General features: G+C 74.1%; 14 protein-coding genes and 1 pseudogene. 8 read left to right on the plus strand and 7 right to left on the minus strand.

What is annotated here, in order from left to right:
* Window positions 1-51 precede the first annotated feature (51 nt).
* The gene (gene amiA / locus KPL57_RS66645) at window positions 52-171 is read right to left on the minus strand and encodes a streptamidine family RiPP (RefSeq protein ID WP_020625778.1); all 120 of its coding nucleotides are present in this window, start codon (window positions 169-171) and stop codon (window positions 52-54) included.
* 158 nt (window positions 172-329) lie between these two features.
* Between amiA and KPL57_RS17025 the strand changes: the two genes are divergently transcribed.
* The 3 genes from KPL57_RS17025 to KPL57_RS17035 all read left to right on the plus strand — a co-directional run bounded on the left by KPL57_RS17025 (window position 330) and on the right by KPL57_RS17035 (window position 2,700).
* Window positions 330-749, plus strand: coding sequence for an MFS transporter (locus KPL57_RS17025; protein ID WP_226352362.1), 420 nt, complete (start codon window positions 330-332; stop codon window positions 747-749).
* 100 nt (window positions 750-849) lie between these two features.
* Window positions 850-1,500, plus strand: a complete 651-nt coding sequence (locus KPL57_RS17030; RefSeq protein WP_226351147.1) for a transposase — start codon at window positions 850-852, stop codon at window positions 1,498-1,500.
* Between the two features lie 183 nt (window positions 1,501-1,683).
* The gene (locus KPL57_RS17035) at window positions 1,684-2,700 is read left to right on the plus strand and encodes an MFS transporter (protein WP_226352363.1); all 1,017 of its coding nucleotides are present in this window, start codon (window positions 1,684-1,686) and stop codon (window positions 2,698-2,700) included.
* 187 nt (window positions 2,701-2,887) lie between these two features.
* Here KPL57_RS17035 and KPL57_RS17040 read toward each other — a convergent pair whose 3' ends face one another.
* The gene (locus tag KPL57_RS17040; RefSeq protein WP_226352364.1) at window positions 2,888-3,661 is read right to left on the minus strand and encodes an ABC transporter ATP-binding protein; all 774 of its coding nucleotides are present in this window, start codon (window positions 3,659-3,661) and stop codon (window positions 2,888-2,890) included.
* Window positions 3,662-3,689: 28 nt separating this feature from the next.
* On the opposite strand from KPL57_RS17040, the pseudogene KPL57_RS17045 reads away from it, so the two are divergent.
* Window positions 3,690-4,662 (plus strand): annotated as a pseudogene (locus KPL57_RS17045) (IS5 family transposase).
* Here the strand turns inward: KPL57_RS17045 and KPL57_RS17050 are convergent.
* The 5 genes from KPL57_RS17050 to KPL57_RS17070 form a co-directional block, all read right to left on the minus strand.
* Window positions 4,610-5,689, minus strand: a complete 1,080-nt coding sequence (locus KPL57_RS17050) for an iron ABC transporter permease (RefSeq protein ID WP_226352365.1) — start codon at window positions 5,687-5,689, stop codon at window positions 4,610-4,612. The pseudogene KPL57_RS17045 and the gene KPL57_RS17050 sit on opposite strands and share 53 nt — an antisense overlap.
* On the minus strand, window positions 5,686-6,699 hold the full coding sequence (locus KPL57_RS17055) for an iron chelate uptake ABC transporter family permease subunit (protein ID WP_226352366.1): 1,014 nt from the start codon (window positions 6,697-6,699) through the stop codon (window positions 5,686-5,688). Before KPL57_RS17055 ends, KPL57_RS17050 begins: the two co-directional genes overlap by 4 nt.
* On the minus strand, window positions 6,696-7,790 hold the full coding sequence (locus tag KPL57_RS17060; RefSeq protein WP_226352367.1) for an ABC transporter substrate-binding protein: 1,095 nt from the start codon (window positions 7,788-7,790) through the stop codon (window positions 6,696-6,698). Before KPL57_RS17060 ends, KPL57_RS17055 begins: the two co-directional genes overlap by 4 nt.
* On the minus strand, window positions 7,787-8,575 hold the full coding sequence (locus KPL57_RS17065) for a sugar phosphate isomerase/epimerase (protein WP_226352368.1): 789 nt from the start codon (window positions 8,573-8,575) through the stop codon (window positions 7,787-7,789). Before KPL57_RS17065 ends, KPL57_RS17060 begins: the two co-directional genes overlap by 4 nt.
* A 68-nt stretch (window positions 8,576-8,643) precedes the next feature.
* Window positions 8,644-10,944, minus strand: coding sequence for a pyruvate dehydrogenase (locus tag KPL57_RS17070; protein ID WP_226352369.1), 2,301 nt, complete (start codon window positions 10,942-10,944; stop codon window positions 8,644-8,646).
* 172 nt (window positions 10,945-11,116) lie between these two features.
* On the opposite strand from KPL57_RS17070, the gene KPL57_RS17075 reads away from it, so the two are divergent.
* From KPL57_RS17075 to KPL57_RS17090, 4 genes are all read left to right on the plus strand, one after another.
* Window positions 11,117-11,659 carry an Lrp/AsnC family transcriptional regulator gene (locus KPL57_RS17075; protein WP_226352370.1) on the plus strand — a complete coding sequence of 181 codons (543 nt, stop codon included), beginning with the start codon at window positions 11,117-11,119 and terminating at the stop codon, window positions 11,657-11,659.
* On the plus strand, window positions 11,656-12,477 hold the full coding sequence (locus KPL57_RS17080; protein WP_226352371.1) for a DNA/RNA non-specific endonuclease: 822 nt from the start codon (window positions 11,656-11,658) through the stop codon (window positions 12,475-12,477). The genes KPL57_RS17075 and KPL57_RS17080 overlap by 4 nt, the downstream gene beginning before the upstream one ends.
* A gap of 10 nt (window positions 12,478-12,487) precedes the next feature.
* The gene (locus KPL57_RS17085) at window positions 12,488-13,837 is read left to right on the plus strand and encodes a serine hydrolase (protein ID WP_226352372.1); all 1,350 of its coding nucleotides are present in this window, start codon (window positions 12,488-12,490) and stop codon (window positions 13,835-13,837) included.
* A gap of 134 nt (window positions 13,838-13,971) precedes the next feature.
* Entirely contained in the window at window positions 13,972-15,780 is a 1,809-nt protein-coding gene (locus tag KPL57_RS17090; protein ID WP_226352373.1) for a BCCT family transporter, read from the plus strand.
* Window positions 15,781-15,856 lie beyond the last annotated feature (76 nt).

Consider the following 15,856-nt stretch of genomic DNA (forward strand, 5'->3'; position numbering starts at 1 on the left):
CGACAGACCGCGGGCCCGGCACCGTCACCGGTGCCGGGCCCGCGGCGGGTGTCACTCCTGCTCGGCAGCCTGCTCGGTCGCGAACGGGTTCTCGACGAGGGCGTTGGAGTGGCTCGCGGAGTTGTGCGGCAGGGCGCGCTCGGCCTCGAGCTCGGTGAAGATGTCCTTCATCGTTTTCTCCTCCAGTGGGTGACATCGTCCGGTTCCGGACCGTCACATCCTGGTCACAATCGACATCGATTTTCAACAGTGGCACATCTCTCGTCGCTACTATTGGAGATGACTCTCGTTTCACACTATGGTTCGCGCAATCCCGACGGAAGGACCTCGTGAGCGAGACGGCCCCGACCGCCCCCGCGCAGGAAAGCACCGATCTCCGCCGCTACCTCACCGCCCGCGTCGTCGCGGTCGCCGGGTCGCTGGTCGCGGCGGTCGCGCTGCCCGTGCTCGTCTACCGGCTGACCGGCTCACCCGCGTGGACCGCGGCGATCGCGACCGCGGAGGCGCTGCCGTACCTGCTGTTCGGGCTGTTCGCGGGTGCACTGGCCGACCGGGGGGCTTATTCACAAGGGAGTAATTCTGTTGATCTGCGGAAGCCGTCACCGGCGATTTTGTCTCGATACCGGCACGGCGGTGTGTCGCGCTTGAAGTGCAACAGCCCTTGCCGGTTTGTTCGGTGTTCCCAGGCATCGAACGAGGATCGGCGAAGAGCTGTTGCGATTCAAAGCTATGACAGGGTTGGACGATAGACAACTCACCGATCTGGTGGTGAGAGTACACGCCCGATGCGGCGGCAAGTTCGTTTCTGCAGGTAGGCCTGTTGCGTTGGGCTTGTTCCGGTCAGTGGCCATGGTGGTGACGCTGATGCGCAAGAACGTGACCCAGGACTTCGCGGGCGCGATCTTCGGGGTCAGCCAGTCCACGGTCAGTCGCCGCTGGGACCTGCTGCGCCCGGTGATCGGCGAGGTCCTCGCCGACGTCGTGCCCGACCCGCGGGAGGTCCTCGGAGGCGGAACAGTGCTGGTCGATGGCACCGTGTGCCCGACGTGGGACTGGAACGCAGTGTCCGACCTGTTCTCGGTCAAGGCCGGCTACTCGGGCATGAACCTGCAGATCGCCGCCACCCTCGACGGAGTCCTCGTCGCGGTCGGCGAAGTCCCGATTCACGGCGCCCGCCACGACGCACATGCCTACGCCGCATCCGGGCTGGCGGAGCGTCTGCGCGATCTCCCGTCCGTCGCCGACCTCGGCTACATCGGCGTCGAGGGCATCAACACGGTCCCGCACAAGCGATCCCCCGGTATCGACCTCGACCCCAGCCAAGTCGAGTTCAACACCGCCCTCGGCAGAATCCGCGCAGCCGTCGAACACGCCATCGCGCACCTCAAAACATGGCGCATGCTCAGCGAAGAAGGTGGCCGATACCGCTACCCCATCAGCAAATACGAAAGCACAGTTGCGGCAATCGTAGGCCTCTACTTCTTTGCGGCTTATGAATAAGCCTCCGGGTCGACCGCAGGCGGCTGATGGTCCAGGGCCCCGGCAAAGTCGCGATAGGCGGCGGTAGTCGCCCCACGCGGCCTTCTGATTGCCGCGCTGCACCTGCCCGGGACCAGCTATAGCGCCGAGCGGCGGCGCAGCTGCGCCGCTTGTCACGGCTCGCCACAAGATCATCTAACGACTTTGCCGGGGCCCTGGCTGATGGTCGGCGTCGACCTGGCGTGCGGGCTGGTGCTGGCGGGGATCCCGCTCGCGTGGTGGGCGGGGGTGCTCACCCCGTGGCAGGTGCTCGGCACGGCGGTCGCGGTGCAGACCGGCTTCGTCTTCTTCGACGCCGCGAACTTCGGCGCCCTGCCCACGCTGGTCGGCCCGGACCGGATCACCGCGGCGTTCTCCACGCTCTACGGCGCGACGACCGTCGTCGAGCTGCTCGTGCCGCCGCTGGCCGGGCTCGCCGTCGCGACACTGGCCCCGGCCGGGCTGCTGTCGGTCACCGCGCTCACCGCGGTCGCCTCCGCGCTGCTGATCCGCTCGATCGCCGGGAGCCTGTCCCCCGGGCCCGGCACCCGCGCACCGACCCGGATCCTCGCCGACGTCCGCGAGGGCCTGGGCCTGTTGTGGGGCAACCCGGTCGTGCGCACGCTGACCCTCGTCGGCACCACCCAGGCCGTCGCGGGCGGCGCCTGGCTCGCGATGACCGTCCCGTGGGCGGACCGGGTGCTCGGCATCCGCGCCGACGGCGACGCCCGGCTCGGCCTGCTGTTCGCCTGCTGGGGCGTCGGCGGGCTGGCCGCTGCCCGGCTGGTCCCACGGCTGTCGGAGCGCTGGGGCGGGGCCCGGCTGGCGCTGGCCGGGCTGCCGGTGTCGCTGGCCTGCGCGGTCGCCGTGGTCTCGGCGACGCACTGGGTCCCCGCGCTGCTCGCCGCCACCGCGTTCGGGGCGGCCTACTCGACGGTCGTGCTCAACGCCGTCACCTACCGGCTGCAGGTCACCCCCGAGCACGCCCGCGCCCGGGTCTCGACGACGGCGCGGATGCTGTCCTGGGGCCTCGGCACCCCCGCCGGCGCGGCGCTGGCCGGTGTGGTGGCGACGACGCCGGCCGGCCCGCGCGGTGGGCTGGCGGCCGGGGCCGCGGTGCTGGCCGCCGGGGTCGCGCTGGCCTGGCTCACGCCGCCGCTGCGCCGGGCCGCCCGCGGCTGACCGGACGACCCCGTCCGGGACACCCCGCCCCGGTGCCGGCAGCACCGATCCCGACGCGCGCCCGACCGTCGAGATGCACGTTTCCGCCCTCGCAGGGGCGGAAACGTGCACGTCGCTGCACCGGCGATCCGCCCGGGAGCGGCGACCCGGTCGTCGGCGCGCCGCGCCCGGCGGGGTGGGTGGGCCGTCAGGCGCTGACGGGCCGGGCCGGGGTGGAGTCCAGGTAGCTGCAGGTCAGCCGCCCCTCGTGGGTCGAGACGACCCCGCGCACCCCGAACACCTCGGCCAGCAGCGGCTCGTCGACGACGTCGCCGGGCGGCCCGTCGGCGTGCACCCGCCCGTCGCGCAGCGCGACGATCCGGTCCGCGCACCGCGCGGCCTGGGCCAGGTCGTGCAGCACCGCGACGACGGTCAGCCCGCGCTGCACCTGCAGCTCCCGGACGAGGTCGAGCACCTCCAGCTGGTGACGCACGTCGAGGTAGGTGGTGGGCTCGTCGAGCAGCAGCACCGGGGCGTCCTGGGCCAGGGCGAGCGCGATCCGCACCCGTTGGCGCTCCCCGCCCGACAGCAGCTCGACCGGGGTGTCGGCCCACGCCCGGGTGCCGGTGGCCGCCAGCGCGTCGGAGACCGCGGCGTCGGCGCCGCCGCCGAGCATGCCCAGCGGCCCGCGGACCGCGTAGCGGCCCTGGGCGACGAGTGCCCGCACCGTGACCCCGCCCAGCGGCGGCAGTGCCTGCGGGAGCACCGCGACCCGCTTCGCAACCTCACGGCGCGGGGTCCCGGCCAGCGGCCGGTCGACCAGGTGCACGGAGCCCGCATCGGGCCGGTGCAGCCCGGCGAGCACCCGCAGCAGCGTCGTCTTGCCGCAGCCGTTGCGTCCCACCAGCGACAGCCACTGTCCGCGGTCCACCGCCAGGTCGACGACGTCGAGCACGGTGCGCCCGTCGAAGCGCACCGTCACCCCCTCGGCCCTGAGAGCGTGTTTGGAAATGGTGGGTGTGTCGGGATGGTCGACACGGCTGGGGTGCTCCATCGTGGTCGGCATGCAGGAACGACCGCGCCGGTACCCCTCGGACACCAGTGATGCCCAGTGGGTGGTGATCGAGCCGTTGTTACCGCCGCTCGCGCGGCGGGGGCGGCCTGTTGCTCATGCTCGTCGGGACGTGCTGGACGCGATCTTGTATGTCGTGCGGACCGGGTGTGCCTGGCGGGCGTTGCCGGTGGACTTCCCGCCCTGGCAGACCGTCTACTGGTACTTCAACCAGTGGGAACAGCAGAAGGTCACCGAGAAGATCCTCCCGGTCGTGCGGGGGCAGTTACGTATCGCCGAGGGCCGTGATCCGGAGCCGAGTGCGGGGATCATCGATTCCCAGTCGGTCAAGGGCGCCGACACCGTCGGCCAGGACTCCCGCGGCTACGACGCCGGGAAGAAGACAGGCGGACGGAAACGGTTCATCGTGACCGACACCCTCGGTCTGCTGCTGACCACGATGGTGTGCTCGGCCTCGGTACAGGACCGCGACGGCGCCAAGCCGATCCTGCTCAACCTCTACCTGCGCACCAGGGTGCGGTTCGTCTACGCCGACGCCGGCTTCGCCGGGCGACTGCTCGACTGGGCCGCCACGATCCTGCAGACAACGATCGAGATCATCCGCAAGCCACCCGAGCAGCGCGGATTCACCGTCCTCCCACGAAGGTGGGTGGTCGAACGGACCCTGGCCTGGCTCACCGCACACCGACGCCTGGCCCGAGACTACGAACGCCACCCCACCACATCCGAAGCCATGATCCGCTGGGCCGCGATCAACACCATCACCCGCCGCATCGCCCGTGGATACCCCGCCACCCGCCAGCAGAAACACACGACACCCTCAACCCACTAGAATTTCCAAACACGCTCTGAGCACCGTCACAGCGCACCTCCCACCGTCGTGCGGGACCGTCGGCGGACGATCCCGATGAGCACCACCGCGCCGGCGACCGCCGTCACCGCTCCCGCGGGGACCCCGATCGGCCGGTCACCGACCGGGGCGAGCGCGGTCAGCAGCTGGGCGACGACGTCGGCCGCGGCGACCGGCCCGGCCCCGGCCAGCGCCGCCGCGGGCACCAGCAGCCGCGGATCGGCCGCGCCCCGCGACCCGAGCACCGCGCGGGCCAGGTGCGGGGCGAGCAGTCCCACGAACGCGAGCGCCCCGACCGCCGCGACCGCCCCGCCGGTGGCGAGCACGGCCAGCAGCACCGCGGCCGAGCGCCACCCGGACACCGCGAGGCCGACGCCGCGGGCGTGGTCGTCGGCGACGCCGAGCACGGCGAGCACCGGGCCGAGCAGCACCGCGAGGACCACCGCGGTGAGCGCCACCGGCCACAGCGCGTCCCAGTGCTCCCAGCCGCGGCCGTTGAGCGAGCCGACCAGCCACCGCACCATCGACCCGGCCAGCTGCGGGCGGGCGGTGAGCAGCAGCAACGTCGTCCCGCCGAGCACCGCCGACACCAGTACCCCGACGACGGCGAGCCGCAGCGGGTCCGCGGTGCCCGGCCCGGCCGCCCGGCCGGCGAGCAGCCACAGCACACCGCCGCCGAGGGTCCCGCCGAGCAGCGCCACGACGAGCACACCCAGCGGAGTGCCGACCGGGCCGCCGAGCACCGTCCCCAGCACCGCACCGAGCACCGCGCCGGACCCCACCCCGGTCACCTCCGGCGAGGCGAGCGGGTTGCGCAGCACCGCCTGCAGGACCGTCCCGGCGACGCCGAGGCAGGCACCGGCCGCGAGCCCGACCAGCACCCGCGGCATCCGCAGGCCCACGACGAGGTCGGTGGCCAGCGGGTCCGCGGTCCCGGCGAGCGCCGCTAGTGCGGTGCCGGGACCGACCGCGGTGCCGACCAGCAGCCCCGCCAGGGCCGCGGCCGCGGCGGCCGTCCCGAGGAGTGCGAACCGGGACGCGACCGTCGCGACCCGGCCGACCGTCCCCCGCCCGGCCGGCCGGTTCACCGGGCCACCACCGCGCCGGGACGGGCCGTGCGGACGGCGCGCGGACGTCGCCACGCCAGCAGCAGCCCGCCCGCGACGACCGCGACCCCGGCGGTGAACCCGCCCACCGGCAGCTCGACCGGGTACAGCACGGTGCGGGCCAGCAGGTCCGCGACGACGACCACCGCCGCGCCCGCCCCGGCGCAGCCCACCGCCCGCGGCAGCGGTCGGGCCGCCGGGTGCAGTGCCCGCACCAGCTGCGGGGCGAGGAAGCCGACCCAGGCGACCGGCCCGGCCGGGCCGACGACGGCGGCGACGAGCAGGCAGGCCACCCCCAGCACCGCGGCCCGGGCCGCACCGGTGCGCAGTCCGAGTGCCGCGGCGGCGTCGTCGCCGAGCCGCAGCGGCCCCAGCAGCGGCAGCACCGCGACGGCCGCGACGAACGCGACCGCCAGCGCGGGCAGCACCGGGGTCACGGTGGCCCAGGTGGTGCCGGTGAGCGAGCCGAGCAGGTAGCGCACGAGCACGCCCTGCTCGGTGGACCCGGTCATCGCGACCGCGGCGAGCAGCAGCGCCTGCAGCGCCGCGCCCACCCCGGCGCCGATGAGCAGCACCGCGGCCGGGCCGACGGCGCCGCGGATCGCGAGCAGGGTGAGCCCGCCCCCGACGACGGCCCCGACGACCGCGGGCAGCAGCGGCGCGAAGGGCACCGCGACCCCGGTGACGAGCGTGATCGCCACCGCCGCGGCCGCCCCGGAGGAGACCCCGAGCAGCTCGGGGACGGCGAGCGGGTTGCGCAGGCCGTCCTGCAGGAGCAGCCCGGCCAGCCCGAGCGCCGCGCCGGTGAGCACGCCGAGCACGAGCCGCGGCACCCGCAGCTCGGTCACCACGACGTGCTCGCCCCCGCTCGCCGCCCCCAGCACGGCCGGAAGCCGGTGCGGTGCGACGGCCGGGGTGCCGGTCCCGAGGACCAGCGCGGCGAGCAGCACCGCCCCGAGCGCGGCGGCGAGCAGGACCAGTAGCCGTCTCACCGCCCGGGGACCACGGCCAGCGACTGTTCGACCATCGCACCGAGGCTGCGGGTGCCGCGCCCGCTGCCCCACAGCCGCGGGTCCATCTCGTGCACCTGGCCCGCCTGCACGGCCGGGACCTGCTGCCAGACCGGGTTGTCGGCGAGCTGGTCGGTGAGGGTGCGGTCTTCGGAGGAGAACAGCAGCGAGAAGGCGAACACGACGTCCGGGGCCTGGGCGAGGATCTCCTCGACGCTGTAGGTGCTGGCGGTCTCGACGTCGGCGCCACGCGGGACGAACGGGTAGTCGTAGAGCGTCGCGAGCAGGTTCCCGTTGACGGTGTCGGTGGTGTCGACGCCGATCGTGTCGGCGCTGCCATACATCAGCAGCACCTTCCGGTCGGCCTTGCCGGTGGCGCGGGCCTGCTCGACGCCGTCGGCCAGGGTGGTGCGGAAGCGCTGCTCCCCGGCGGTGGCCTCGGCGGTGCGGCCGGTCAGCGACCCCAGGTTCCGCAGGTAGCCGACCGACTCCTCCCAGGTGGTGGGCTGCACCAGCCAGAGCGGGGCGAACCGCTCGATCGCCGCGCGCAGCGGCTCGTGCACACCGCCGAGCCCGATCACGAGGTCGGGACGCAGCGCGGCGATGGACTCGACGTCCTCGCTGCCGAAGCTACCCTTCACCGTCGGGACCTGCGCGGCGCGGTCACCGAGCAGCACGGGGTTCTTCAGAAGGGCCGGGGTGGAGGTGCCGGCCGGGGTGAGGCCCAGCTCGACGACCATGTCGTCGCACAGGCCGGTCAGGCAGACGATGCGCTTCGGCGGGGCCGGCACCGTGACGGTGGTGCCACGCGGGTCGGTCACCGACAGCGCGGGCTCCAGCGGAGCGACGTCGCGGCTGACGGCGGGCCGGTCGGCGGGAGCCTGCGGGGCGGGTGCGGCCCCACCGCAGCCGGCGAGCAGCAGCGCGACCACCGCGACCGGCAGCACCGCGGCGACGCGGGAGACCCGGGCCGCGGTGGACCGGGCGGATCGGCGCGAGGCGGCGGCTCGGGCCGCGGCGGGCCGGTCGCCCGCACCGGCGGGCACGGGACGGGGGTCCGGGCGGCGGCTCATCGCGCACCGGCCAGGTCGCGTCCGGCCCGCAGGTCGCGCAGCGCGGCGGCGTCGCGGAGCAGGGAGGCGGCGGTGTCGCCGGGGACGAACTCCAGCAGCACCTCGGTGTCGGTGCAGTCCTCGCGGGACTGCGCGGAGAGCTCGGCGAGCACCGGGGCCCACAGGTCGGCGCGGTCGGCGAGCGGCAGCCGCTCGGTGTAGCCGTCGGCCCCCCAGGAGAACGCGTGCACGGTCCGCGGGCGCAGCGCGCGGACCTCGGCCAGGCAGGTGTCGGTGTCGGGCAGCTCGCGCGGCTGCCAGTGGGTCACCAGGGCGGGGTGGTCGACCTCGGCACGCAGCGCCAGCGCGGTGTCGAGCCCGTCGGTGAGGGACTCGACGTGGTGCTCCACCAGCAGCCCCATCCCCTGCTCGGCGACGGCGTCGGCGCAGCGCCGCAGCGCGTCCACCGTGGCGGCGCGCTCGGCGGGCGACACGTCGGCCGAGGCCGCGGTCCCGGCCCAGACCCGTACCCGCGGGGCGCCGAGCTCGGCCGCCGTCGCGACGACGTCGGCGAACGCGTCGGGATCCGACGCCCCGGCCTTGTGGTAGCTGCCGTAGGTCCCGATCCGCAGCCCGGCGCCCGCGCACGCACCGCGGGCCGCCGACGCCGCGGCCCGGTCACCGGGACGGACGTGCCGGTCCCCGGCCCACTCCACGACCTCGGACCCGGCGTCGACCGCCAGGCGCACGACGTCCGGTACGGATCTCTCACGGAAGGTGACCGACGCCAACCCCAGAAGCAGCATGGTCGGTAACCGTAGTCATTGTCGTTTGCGCGATCCAGCGACGTACGTCACCCGGTGTCCGATTCCTCCTAGAGCAGGTCCAGCCCGGCCGCCACCACCGTGTCCGCGTCGAGCCCGTGGTGGGCGTAGACCGAGGCGAGGTCGCCGGACTGCCCGAAGCGGTGCACGCCCAGGTGCGTCGCCGGGACCCGGTTGACCCCGGCGAGGAACGCGAGGGTGTGCGGGTGCCCGTCGAGCAGGGTGACCAGCGGCGCGGCCCGGCGCGCGGGGAACGCCGACTCCAGGATCCACGGCTCGGCCTGCGGACGGGCGGGGCGTCCGGCGCGGGCCTGCAGGGCGTCGAACAGCAGCCCCGGGCTGGTCACCACGACGACGTCGACATCGTGGCCGAGCTCGGCGAGCCGGTCCGCCGCGGCGAGTGCCTCGGTCGTCGGCGCCCCGGCGACCGCGATGGTCAGCGCGGGCGTGCCCGCGGCGCGACGCAGCGGGTAGGCCCCGGCGACCACCTGGCGCCGGCGCCGCTCGCGCGCGGCCGGATCGGCCGGGACCGCCGCGAGGGTCTGGTCCACCGGCCTCGTCGACAGGCGCAGGTAGGCGCTGGTGCCGTCCGGGCGGCCGAGCCGGGCGAGCGAGGCGAGCAGCGTCCACTCGGTGTCGATGGCGAACGCCGGCTCGTAGGTGACGCAGCCGGGCTGCTCCAGCCCGACCGACGGCGTCGTCACCGACTGGTGGGCACCGCCCTCGGGGGCCAGCGACACCCCGGAGGGCGTGCCGACGAGGATCGACTGGCCGCCCGCGTAGATGCCGAACGACCACGGCTCCAGCGCGCGCTCGACGAACGGGTCGTAGAGCACCCCGATCGGCAGCACCGGACGGCCCCAGCGCGACCAGGTCGCCCCCAGCTCCCCCAGCGCCCCGACCAGGTTCCCCTCGGCGATGCCCAGCTCCAGGTGCTGGCCGGTGGGCCGCTCGCGCCAGTGCAGGATCGTCTCGGGGTCGTCGTCGAACCAGTCCTTGCGCTCCGCGGTGGACCAGACGCCGACCTTGTTCACCCAGCCGCCCAGGTTCGTCGACGACGACACGTCCGGGCAGAGCGTGACCACCCGGCCGGCCGCCTCGGGGGCCTCGCGGGTGAGGTCGAGCAGGGCCCGGCCGAGCGCGGCCTGGGTGGTGGCGCGCCCGGTCGGGGTGCGCCCGATGTCGGTCGGCAGCGGCGGGACCGGCTGGTCGTCGACCGGGTCGCGGTGCAGCCGCTGCGCCGCGCCGGCCACCACCTCGCCCGCCGGGGACTCCGGGTCGAAGCGCCGCCAGGGGTCGTCGGGGTCGGCGCCGACGGCGTCGGCCAGCTCGCGGACCTGGTCGGCGCTCAGGATCGAGCCGTGGTTCTGCGGGTGGCCCGCGGTCGCGAGGCCGTGGCCCTTGACGGTGTAGGCGAGGATCACCGTGGGCCGGGTGTCGTCGATCGCGGAGAACGCGTCGCGCAGCGCGGCGGTGTCGTGCCCGCCGAGGTTGCGCACCGCGGCGAGCAGGGTGTCGTCGTCGAGGCCGGCGACGAGCTCCTCCAGGTCGGCGTGCCCGTCGGGGAGCCGGGTGCGGACCTCGTCGGCGTCGCAGCGCAGCAGCCGCTGGTACTCCGCGTTCTGCATGGTGTCGATCCGGGCGCGCAGCGCGTCGCCGCCGGGGCGGTCGAACAGCTCGTGCAGCAGCCTGCCGTACTTGACGGTGAGGACCTGCCAGCCGGCCGCGGAGAACATGCCCTCGATCCGCGGCGCGCCGATCGCGGGGACGACCCGGTCCAGGGACTGCCGGTTCAGGTCGACGATCCACACGACCTCGCCCAGCTCACCGACCATCGGGTCGAGGATGGCCTCCCAGACGGCGCCCTCGTCGAGCTCGGCGTCGCCGACCAGGGAGTACTGCCTGCCCTGTCCGGCGCCCCCGAAGTGGGTGTCGACGTAGCGGCGGGCCAGCGCACCCCAGATCGGGGCGGTCGCGCCGATCCCCACCGAGCCGGTCGAGTAGTCGACCGGGTCGGGGTCCTTGGACCGCGACGGGTAGGACTGCAGCCCGCCGAAGGCGCGCAACGTGCCCAGGTAGCGCTCGTCGAGCTCGCCGAGCAGGTAGTTGATCGCGTGCAGCACCGGCGAGGCGTGCGGCTTGACCGAGACCCGGTCCCCGGCCCGCAGGTGCTCGAACCACAGCGAGGTCATGATCGTGGTCATCGACGCCGACGACGCCTGGTGCCCACCCACCTTCAGCCCGCTGGGGTCACCGCGCCGGTTGGCCGCGTCGACGATCGCGGTGGACAGCCACAGCACCCGCTTCTCGATCTCGACGAGCGTGTCCGTCGTCACCGTCTGCGTGCCCATCGCCCACCACTCCAGCCTCGTCGCTCATGCAGCCTGCCCAGCCAGCCCACCACCACACCGACGAGTGCACAACCACAGCCCACACGACTGAGCAGAGTGCACGCGACGGGCCGGGCGGGACGCGCGCCGGGGCGGCATAATGCGCACCCGCGGACACGAGGAGGGGCACCACGTGACGGGAACGACCGGCGATGGGCGGGCCGCGCTCGACGGCCACGACGCCCGGCTGCTGCTGGCCCTGGCGCAGGACCCGCGCGCGACGGTGCTCGCCCTCGCCGAACGGGTCGGCCTGTCCCGCAACACCGTGCAGGCCCGGCTGGCCAAGCTGGACCGGCTCGGCGCGCTGGACACCTTCGAGCGCCGGGTCGACCCGGCGGCGCTCGGCTACCCGCTGACCGCGTTCGTGAGGGTGCGGGTGGTGCAGCGCGAGCTCGCCGCCGTCGCCGACGCACTGGACCGGGTACCGGAGGTGCTGGAGGTGCACGGCGTCTCCGGCCCCGAGGACCTGCTGGTGCACCTGGTCGCCCGCGACGCCGACGACCTCTACCGGATCGCCGGGCACCTGCTCGCGATCGACGGGGTGGAGCGCACGTCCACATCGCTGGTCATGCGCTCGCTGGTCGGGTTCCGCACCGCCCCGCTGCTGCGCCGCCTGACCGACGGCGGCGCAGGCGCACCCGTCGTTCACCCGGCACCGCTAGCGTCACGCCGATGAGCGCCCCCGCCGCCCCCGGCTTCGACCCGGACTTCCTCGGCGTCGCGACGCCGATGCCGACGCTGCCCGGGACCGACACCGTGCTGCTCCCCTACACCCACTTCACGACGCTGCACCGGCCCGACCGGCGCCTGGCCGCGGCCACCGCCGTCGCGATCGACGGGGCGACCCTGCGGCAGCTCGAACGTTCCGACGACTGGCGCCTCGACGACCGGCTGCCCGCCGGGCAGCAGGCCGGCGCCGAGCTCTACGCCGACAACGACCTCGACCGCGGCCACCTGGTCCGCCGCCAGGACCCGGTGTGGGGCGGGGCCGCCGAGGCTGCGACGGCGGAGTCCGACACGTTCCACTACACCAACGCCGCCCCGCAGGCCGCCGCGTTCAACCAGGACAAGGAGACCTGGGGCGGGCTGGAGGACTACCTGCTCGACAACGCGGGCGACAACGACCGGCGGCTCGTGGTGTTCACCGGCCCGGTGCTGGCCGACGACGACCCGGAGTACCGCGGCGTACGCATCCCGCGGCTGTTCTGGAAGATCGGCGCCTTCGTCACCGGCGGCGCGCTCGGCACCACCGCCTACCTGCTGGACCAGACCCCCCAGCTCGGCGACCTCGCCGAGCCGCCGGCCGGGGACCCGCCACCGCTGGGCCCGTACCGCACCTTCCAGGTGCCGGTGGCCCGGATCGGCGAGCTGACCGGGCTCGACCTGGGCCCGCTGACCGCCGCGGACCGGATGCCGGTACCCGAGCCGGTGCCCGCCGCGCTGTCCGAGCGGGCGGTCCGGCTGCGGTCGTTCGCCGACATCCGGGGGATCTAGTCTCGCCCCCGTGACCGAGCTGCTCCCCAGCACCCAGCGCACCCTGCTCGCCCGCGTCGCCCGCGCCCAGCGCGACGGCCGCGTCCCCTCGCTCGTCGCCGGCGTGGTCCGCGACGGCGCCCTGGCCTGGCACGCCGGCCGCGGGGACCTGCCCGACGGCGCCGGCCCGGACGACGTCCAGTACCGGATCGGCTCCATCTCCAAGACCGTCTGCGCGGTCACCGTCCTGCGGCTGCGCGACGAGGGACTGCTCGACCTCGACGACCCGCTGGACCGGCACCTCCCCGGCACCCCGCTCGGCGACCGCACCCTGGGCCAGCTGCTGTCCCACCTCGCGGGGGCCGGCTCCGAGAGCCCCGGCCAGTGGTGGGAGCGCACCCCCGGCGGCACGCTGGAGGAGCTGGGCCTCGGCGACGCCGACCGGGTGCTGCCCGCCGCGCGCCGCTTCCACTACTCCAACCTCGGGTTCGGGCTGCTCGGCGAGGTCGTCGCCCGCCTCCGCGGCCGCGCCTGGACCGACGTCGCCCGCGACGAGGTGCTGCTCCCGCTGGGCATGACCCGCACCTCCACCCGTCCGCAGCAGCCCGCCGCGGCGGGACGGGCGGTGCACCCGTGGGCCGACCTCGTGCTGGCCGAGCCCGAGCACGACGCCGGGGTGATGGCCGCCGCCGGGCAGCTGTGGTGCACCGCGGCGGACCTGGCCCGGCTCGGCGCGCTGCTGCTCGGCGACACCGGCGGGGTGCTCTCCCCGGCCACGGTCGAGGAGATGACCCTGCCCGCGGGCGTCGACCCGACCTCGCCGGTCTGGGCCGGCTACGGCCTGGGCGTGCAGGTCCTGCGGTTCGAGCGGCCCGAGGGCGGCGGCACCACGACGCTGGTCGGGCACGGCGGCTCCATGCCCGGCTTCCTCGCCGGGCTCTGGGTGGACCGCGAGGAGGGCGCCGGCGCGCTGGCGATGGGCAACACCACCTCCGGGATGGACAGCGGGCTGGCCGCCGGGCTGCTGAACGACCTGCGCGTCGCCGAGCCCCGCATCGTCGCGCCGTGGACCCCGCAGCCCTGCCCGGTCGACCCCGAGCTGCTCGGACCGTGGTTCTGGGGCCCCTCCCCCTACGCGCTGCGCTCGGTCGGCGGCGGGCTGCTGCATCTCGGCGGTCTCGGGCGCCCCGGACGCGCGTCGCGGTTCCGGCCCGGCCCGGACAGCACCTGGGTCGGCCTGGACGGCTACTTCGCCGGGGAGACCCTGCGGATCGCCCGCGACCACCTGTGGCTGGCCACGTTCGTCTTCACCCGCACCCCCTACGACCCGGCCGCACCGGTCCCCGGCGGCGTCTCCGACGAGGGCTGGACCACCGCCTGACATCACGGTTCGGCTTGCACAGCGACACGGGACGGTCCAGTACCTACACTTTCGGCACACAAACGACTTGTGCACCATTTCTGCACGAACGAGAGCGGAGGGGGGATACGCCCGGCATGCGGGCGTGACCACGTATGACACAGGCCCAATCACCACCGGACGGCCGTCCGGACACGACCGGGGACGACCGGCCCCGCACCGACTGGATCGTGTTCGGCGTCGGCGCCGCGCTCGCGCTGCTGTTCGTGCTGTGGGGGCTGCTCAGCGCCGACACCCTCGGCGCCACCGCCGAGGCGATGCTCGGCGGGCTGATGCGCGGCGGCGGCTGGGGCTTCATCCTCGCCGCGACCGCCTTCGTCGCCTTCGCGCTGTTCCTGGCCTTCAGCCGGTTCGGGCGCATCAAGCTCGGTGCCGACGACGAGGAGCCCGAGTTCCGCACGGTCTCCTGGATCGCGATGATGTTCTCCGCCGGTATGGGCATCGGGCTGATGTTCTTCGGCGTGAACGAGCCGCTGACCTTCTTCCAGTCGCCGCCGCCCGGCGCGGCCGAGCCCGGCACCATCGACGCGCTGCAGACCTCGATGGCGACCTCGCTGTTCCACTGGACGCTGCACCCGTGGGCGATCTACGCCGTCGTCGGCCTCGCCATCGCCTACTCCACGTTCCGCAAGGGCCGCCGCCAGCTCATCAGCCAGGCCTTCATCCCGCTGATCGGGCGCAAGGCCGCCGAGGGCTCCATCGGCCGGGGCATCGACATCCTCGCGATCTTCGCGACGCTGTTCGGCTCCGCGGCCTCGCTGGGGCTGGGCGCGTTCCAGATCGGCGGCGGCATGCAGACCGTCGGCTGGGTCGACGGCCAGGTGAGCCCCTGGGTGCTCGCCGCGATCATCATCGTGCTGACCGCCGCGTTCATCCTCTCCGCCGTCTCCGGTGTCGAGAAGGGCATCCAGTGGCTGTCCAACACCAACATGGTGCTGGCGGCGGTGCTGGCGTTCTTCGTGTTCGTCGTCGGCCCGACGGTGATCATCCTCGACCTGATCCCGACGTCGATCGGCGCGTACTTCTCCCAGTTCTTCGAGATGGTCGGGCGCACCGAGGCCGTCGGCGGCGAGCCGATGCTCGAGTGGCTCTCCGGCTGGACGATCTTCTACTGGGCGTGGTGGATCTCCTGGACGCCGTTCGTCGGCATGTTCCTGGCGCGGATCTCGCGCGGGCGCACCATCCGTGAGTTCGTCGGCGGCGTCATCCTCGCGCCGAGCCTGGTCTCGCTGGTCTGGTTCTGCATCTTCGGCGGCACCGCCATCACCCAGGCCCAGCAGGGCACGCAGTTCTCCGACGACTCCAACGTCCAGCTGTTCCAGATGCTGGCCGCCTACCCGTGGGCGACCTTCACCGGCCTGCTGGTCATGCTCCTGGTCGCGATCTTCTTCGTGTCCGGCGCGGACGCCGCGTCGATCGTCATGGGCACGCTGTCCCAGCGCGGCACCATCGAGCCCAGCAAGTGGGTCGTGGTCTTCTGGGGCTCGGTCATGGGTGCGGTCGCCGTGCTGATGCTCGTCACCGGCGGGGAGAACGCCCTGGACGGCATCCAGAACCTGACCATCCTGGTCGCGGCGCCGTTCGTCGTGATCATGGTGCTGCTGTGCTTCGCGCTGTTCAAGGACCTGCGTCGCGACAAGGTCGTGCTGCGGGACGAGAAGGGCGCGCAGGTGCTGGAGCAGGCGGTCGACTGGGCCACCGACAACCACGGCGAGAACTTCTACGTCAAGGTCGGCGCGTTCGACCCGGACGACGAGAACGCGCCCGCCGACGGCAACGGCAGCTCCGGCAACGGCCACGGTTCCGTCGCGGCCGGCGGGGCCGACGGACCGGACGGGCGGACCGGCGACGAGTCGACGCGGGCGACCGCCGAACGGCGCGACAGCCCGGTCGGCGGCGACTGACCACCTCTCGTCGCACACGACGGCGGCCGGACACCCTCCCGGGGTGTCCGGCCGTCGTCGTCCGTGGCAGGGTCGA

This window comes from Pseudonocardia sp. ICBG601 (genome assembly GCF_020496245.1).